This is a genomic window from Rhodococcus sp. (in: high G+C Gram-positive bacteria), assembly GCF_049299235.1.
Classification (GTDB): domain Bacteria; phylum Actinomycetota; class Actinomycetes; order Mycobacteriales; family Mycobacteriaceae; genus Rhodococcus.
In genome coordinates this window covers 1-6,061 of the sequence record NZ_JBAQXC010000035.1, presented here as the reverse complement: position 1 = coordinate 6,061, position 6,061 = coordinate 1, and the positions used below count along the sequence as shown (strand labels likewise).

5 protein-coding genes are annotated in these 6,061 nt (G+C 67.8%); all 5 read left to right on the top strand.

Annotated features, from left to right (window positions below):
* Positions 1-406 precede the first annotated feature (406 nt).
* Positions 407-838 carry a division/cell wall cluster transcriptional repressor MraZ gene (gene mraZ / locus WAX14_RS02245; protein WP_422626469.1) on the top strand — a complete coding sequence of 144 codons (432 nt, stop codon included), beginning with the start codon at positions 407-409 and terminating at the stop codon, positions 836-838.
* A 273-nt stretch (positions 839-1,111) separates the two neighbouring features.
* A complete protein-coding gene (rsmH, locus tag WAX14_RS02240) occupies positions 1,112-2,137 on the top strand; it encodes a 16S rRNA (cytosine(1402)-N(4))-methyltransferase RsmH (protein WP_422626468.1) in 1,026 nt (341 codons plus the stop codon).
* Positions 2,138-2,140: 3 nt separating this feature from the next.
* Complete coding sequence (locus WAX14_RS02235; RefSeq protein WP_422626467.1) at positions 2,141-2,920, top strand: hypothetical protein; 780 nt, start codon at positions 2,141-2,143, stop codon at positions 2,918-2,920.
* Entirely contained in the window at positions 2,917-4,824 is a 1,908-nt protein-coding gene (locus WAX14_RS02230) for a peptidoglycan D,D-transpeptidase FtsI family protein (RefSeq protein WP_422626466.1), read from the top strand. Before WAX14_RS02235 ends, WAX14_RS02230 begins: the two co-directional genes overlap by 4 nt.
* A 178-nt stretch (positions 4,825-5,002) precedes the next feature.
* The coding region (locus tag WAX14_RS02225) for a Mur ligase family protein (protein WP_422626465.1) at positions 5,003-6,061 on the top strand (1,059 nt) is incomplete at its 3' end.

The window sequence follows — 6,061 nt, the reverse complement described above, 5'->3', positions numbered from 1 at the left end:
CCCCACTGCAGTGGGGTCGCGCCGTTCGTTGTTCCGCGCCGGATGCGTCGGGGACGTCCTCCGGTCCTACCTGTATCGCCTCCACATCTCCCCACCGTGTCCGGATGCCGCGCGGCAGGGTTCGATGCGGCCATGTCCGTGGCCGAAGCGACCTGCGCTTTTTCGATTGCATTCGGTGCCTGCTCGAACATGTGTCGGTCCGCCGGTTCCCGTCGGGTGCATCATGCGCTGTCGCCGCCACTCCGCCCCACCGTCGGTGAGCAGCAATTACAGGCGAAACGCCCGGCGATTCGGGCTCGTAGTGGACGGCGAGTGGGGCAAAGTGGGGTACTGTGGGGCGCGGCGGAGCAACGCGGATTGCGCCGTCGGAAACGAAGGGTCCGGCCGACACGGGCGGGGGTGTCGAGTGTTTCTCGGTACCCACACGCCGAAGCTGGATGACAAGGGTCGGCTGACGCTGCCGGCGAAGTATCGAGACGAACTGGCGGGAGGGCTGATGATCACCAAAGGGCAGGACCACAGCCTGACCGTCTTTCCGCGCGACGAGTTCGCGGCACTCGCCGAGCGAGCAGCGGCGGCATCGCGCAGCAACCCGCAGGCTCGCGCATTTCTACGCAGCCTGGCGTCCGGCACCGATGAGCAGCGACCCGACGCGCAGGGGCGGGTCACGCTCTCCGCGGCGCACCGCACATATGCCGGACTCACCAAGGACTGCGTCGTGATCGGCGCGATCAAACACCTCGAGATTTGGGACGCGACGGCGTGGGAAACCTACCTCGCCGAGCACGAGGAGGAGTTTTCGGAGGCGAGGGACGAAGCGCTGCAAGACATCCTGTAACCGTTGCTGCGGTCGCCCGGCGAGTGCCGCGAGGCCTCTGCCCGAGACCCGACCCTGACGCACTTCCCCAGCGCCAGGTTCGGCGAAGGAGCCCTGACGCACTTCCCCAGCGCCAGGTCCCTGAATCGGACAGAGACCTCGATGCATTCGCCGCCGGTGTATCGGAGCCCGGCGACCGTTCGCCGACGACTCGATGTGCATGCCTCGATGTGCATGCCTCGATGTGCACGACTCGAATTGTTCCGAATCGACCGAACAGGACCCGGAGGAAGCATGGTGGACGGCGAGGACGACGCGAAGTCCGGCGCAGCCGGTGACGCCCCCGCCGATGGTTTCGCACACGTTCCAGTGCTGCTCGAGCGGGCAGACGAACTCCTCGGGCCGGCGATCGACGCGGCTGGACCCGGCGGCGCCGGTGCCGTGTACGTCGATGCGACCCTCGGTCTCGGTGGCCACGCCGAGCACTTCCTGCGGACCTACCCCGGTCTGCGTCTGATCGGTCTCGATCGTGACCCCGACGCCCTCGCGATTGCGCAGGCACGGCTCGCGCCGTTCGCGGGGCGGACCGATTTCGTCCACATCCGCTACGACGGGATCGCGGATGCGCTTGCTGAATGTGGGCTCGACCGAATCGGGTCGGTACACGCGATTCTCTTCGACCTCGGTGTCTCCTCGATGCAGTTGGACGAGGCAGACCGCGGATTTGCGTATTCCAAGGATGCGCCACTCGACATGCGGATGGACCCGACCGGCGGCATCACCGCTGCAGACGTGCTCAACACGTACGGTCACGGCGACCTCGCCCGCATCCTCAGCACCTACGGGGAGGAACGGTTCGCGGGAAAGATCGCCTCCGAGATCGTCCGTGCCCGCGACAAGGCACCCTTCCGGACCAGTGGTCAACTCGTCGAACTGCTCTACCGGACTATTCCCGCCGCGTCACGCCGCACCGGCGGGCATCCTGCAAAGCGCACCTTTCAGGCGTTGCGCGTGGAGGTCAATGCCGAACTCGACTCGCTCCGTGCGGCCGTCCCGGACGCTCTCGACGCGATTGCCGTCGGCGGGCGCGTGGTGTTCATGTCGTATCAATCCCTCGAGGATCGTGTCGTCAAGCAGGAACTCGCACCGCGCTCGAAATCGAGGAGTCCCGAAGGATTGCCGATCGAGTTGCCGGGCATGGGCCCGGAACTGAAGATCCTCACCCGAGGTGCGGAACGAGCCTCGGAACACGAAATGGAGAGCAATCCACGCTCGGCGCCCGTACGCCTGCGTGCCGCAGAACGAATCGCCAGGAGGTAACCGATGACCGTTCAGGTGGCATCCCCGCTGCGCCGTTCGACGCGAACCACTGCGGCCCAACGTGCGTACCAGCGGCGGAATCAGCGTGCAGCGCAAGTCGGTGGGAACGGCGAGTCGCGGGGATCGGCGACCGCGACACCGCAGCCGAAGGTCGCCACCCGAATCCCGTTCGTCGCAACCATCCTCGCGCTGCTCGGCGTCGGCATGGCCGTCACATTGCTGCTCACGACCAGGGCGGCGGAAGATTCCTACCAGCTCAGTGCCGCTCGGGCGTACAACGAGACCCTGATGCAGGAACGTGCCGTGCTGCAGCGCGACGTGGAAGCCGGCAACTCCGCGCCGGTACTCGCGGTACGAGCCGCCGAACTCGGCATGATACCGACGGGGGAGGTCGCCCGCATCGTCGTCGGTGACGACGGCTCGGTCCAGGTCGTCGGCACGCCGACGGTGGCACAGGGTGTGCCCGCGGCGCCGTTGAATACGCCGAACGTCGCCGACCGAACCGGACCCGCGCCGCTCGCGGGCAGTGCCGGCGCCGAGAATCCGCGCCCGGTTCCCGTCGGTGGCAACCGGGCGGAAGCCCCGGCGCCCGTGCAGGTTCCGGTGAATCCATCCGCGCAGGCACCCGTGTCGGTAGTCGAGGTCGCTCCCGCGCCGGGTGCACCGCAGGTTCCCGCACTCGTGCCGGACGCGGCCGCCACGCCGGTCGACGGCAATGCCGCGGTCGTACCGCCCCAGACGGAACAATTGACGCCCGTGACCCCCGAGGATGGGCGCCGGTGAGCCGAGGCACCCGACCTCGCGGGCCGGGGCGCAACCGCACACCTGCACCCCGCCGTTCCGGTCCGCCCGGAGGTGCGGGGTCCCGCCGGTCGCCTGCCGCGGCCTACACCACCGACTTCGGATTTCGGAACCGCGTCGGTCGCGCAGCGATGTTCGGTGCGCTCGCGCTCGCCGCGGTGATGCTGCTGTGGATTCAGGTGGTGCAGGCACCGGCCCTGACCGCGGAATCCGCGAACCAGCGCACGACCCGCTTGGTGGAACCGGCCACCCGTGGAACCATCGCCGATCGGAACGGTGCTCCGCTGGCCTACACGATGGAAGCGAAAGCCCTCACGTTCCAGCCGCAGCGGGTGCGTAGCGAACTCGACGAAGCCCACGCGGACGATCCGTCGAAACCGGAGACCGGTGACTATCTGAAGGGCGTTGCGAGCGCGGTGCACGATGCGCTGGGCGACGCGGCACCGGAGAAGAGTGTCCTCGCGAAGCTCGAAAGCAACGAAACCTTCGTCTATCTTGCGCGCGGAGTCGATCCCGGAGTGGCGGCGGCCATTGTCGACGAATACGACAAGGTCGGCCTCGAACGCCAGGACATCCGGTTGTATCCGGGCGGGTCGCTCGGAGCGAACATCGTCGGTGCGACCGGCTGGGACGGCCACGGACTGCTCGGACTCGAATCGTCGATGGATGCGACGCTGGCAGGTACCGACGGTTCGTCTACCTACGACCGGGGTTCCGACGGCGCCGTGATCCCCGGTAGTTGGCGGGACAGGCAGGCCGCCGTGGACGGGTCGGCCGTCGAGCTGACCATCGATTCCGACATCCAGTACTACGTGCAGCACCAGGTTCAGCGTGCGAGGGACCTCTCGGAGGCGAAGAACGTGTCCGCGGTCGTCCTGGATGTGCAGACCGGGGAAGTCGTGGCGATGGCGAACGACAGCACGTTCAATCCCGCTGTCGGTATCGACAAGCAATCCGACGCGGAACTCGGCAACCTCGCGGTGAGTTCGCCGTTCGAACCCGGCTCGGTGAACAAGATCATCACCGCTGCTGCCGCCATCGAAGACGGTCTGACCACCCCCGACGAGGTGTTGCAGGTGCCCGGGTCGATCACGATGTCGGGTGTCACCGTCAAGGACGCCTGGGATCACGGCGTCGTGCCCTACACCACCACCGGCATCTTCGGGAAGTCCTCGAATGTGGGCACGCTGATGCTGGCCCAACGGGTCGGCGAGGATCGCTTCGCGCAGATGCTCGATCTGTTCGGGCTCGGTCACCGCACCGACGTCGGGTTGCCGGGCGAATCCGACGGGCTGGTCCCCAACCGTGAGCAGTGGTCCGGCGGTACGTTCGCGAACCTGCCGATCGGTCAGGGGCTGTCGATGACGCTGCTCCAGATGGCTGGGATCTACCAGGCCATCGCCAACGACGGTGAGCGCATCGCCCCTCGCATCGTCCGCGCGACGATAGCCCCCGACGGAACCCGAACCGAAACACCGCGTCCGGAACCTGTGCGGGTCGTCGGGGCCCAGACCGCCGCGACCGTCCGCGACATGTTCCGGTCCGTCGTGCAGGACGACACCGGCAACCAGCGTGGCACCGGCACACCCGCCGCGATCGAGGGATACCAGATCAGCGGCAAGACCGGCACCGCCCAGCAGATCGACCAGAACTGCAAGTGCTATTCGAACTCCGAATACTGGATCACTTTCGCCGGAATAGCCCCGGCCGACGATCCGCGGTTCGTGATCGGGATCATGATGGATGCGCCGAAGCGCAGTGCCGACGGCAGCGGTGGCCAGTCCGCGGCACCGCTGTTCCACGACATCGCCGCGTGGATGTTGCAGCGTCAGAACGTGCCGTTGTCGGCGGACCCCGGCAGCAAGCTGATCCTGCAGGTCGATTGAGCGGTGACCCTGTTCGAACGGCTGTTCCGGTGTCGGTAACGTGTCACGTCGGGAGTGTCCCGGCAGGACGGACGAAGGGCGTCCCGGAAGTACGGACGACCAGCGACTGCAAAGGCCGCTGCGGCAGAGCGAGAGGAACCTGGTGCCTGTGTCCCCGAGTCCGGATCCGACCCCTCCCGTGGAGGGACTGAGACCCGAACATCCACCGGCGACCCGACTCCGGGAACTGGCCGATGCGATCGGCGCCGACTGCACGATCGTGGTACCCGCCGACGTCACGACCACCACCGATTTCGCGGGCGCTACCGATACGGTGGGCGTCGTCACCGGCGTCGACCTCCGCGCCCAGGCGGTACTACCGGGCGATCTGTTCGCGGCACTGCCCGGCGCCCACGCACACGGCGCGCAGTTCGCCGCGACGGCGTTCGAACGCGGTGCCGTCGCAGTGCTCACGGATGCGGCGGGCCGCGACCTCGTGGCCGCGGCGGTCACCGCGCCCACCACCGTTCTCGTGCACGATGATCCGCGGTCGGTGCTCGGGGAGGTGTCCGCGGTCGTCTACGGCCACCCGTCGCGTCGCATGCAGGTCATCGGCATCACCGGCACCTCCGGCAAAACCACCACCGCGTACCTGGTCGAGGCCGGGTTGTCCGCGACCGGACGGTCCACCGGATTGGTGGGAACGGTGGAAACGCGCATCGCGGGCCGTCGTGTCCCCAGTGCGCTCACCACCCCGGAGGCCCCGCAACTCCACGCACTGTTCGCCGCGATGCTCGAACGCGGTATCGACACGGTCGTGATGGAAGTGTCGAGCCACGCGCTGGCCCTCGGCCGGGTCGGCGGCGTCCGATTCGCGGTCGGCGCATTCACCAATCTGTCGCAGGACCACCTCGACTTCCACAAGGACCTCGACGACTACTTCGCAGCGAAGGCACTGCTCTTCGCCGGCGGGTCACCGCACAGCGCATCGCGCGCCGTGGTGTGCGTCGACGACGAGTGGGGTGCCCGCATGGCCGACATCGCGCGCGAGGCGAACCCCGACACGACCCGGACCGTCGCAACCGTCGCATCGGCGCCTGCCGCGGACTGGACCGCCGCCGACGAGGTCGCTGCCGCCGACGGTTCGCAGAGTTTCACCCTGACCGGCCCCGATGGGACTGCCCACCGGGTCCGGGTGCGTCTGCCCGGCCACTACAACATTGCCAACGCGGCGCTCGCCGCCGTGGTGTGTGCCGAG

Excerpts from the sequence above, each read along its gene's own strand:
- WAX14_RS02235 (WP_422626467.1), top strand. The coding sequence starts at position 2,141 with ATGACCGTTCAGGTGGCATCCCCGCTGCGCCGTTCGACGCGAACCACT.
- rsmH (WP_422626468.1), top strand. The coding sequence starts at position 1,112 with ATGGTGGACGGCGAGGACGACGCGAAGTCCGGCGCAGCCGGTGACGCC.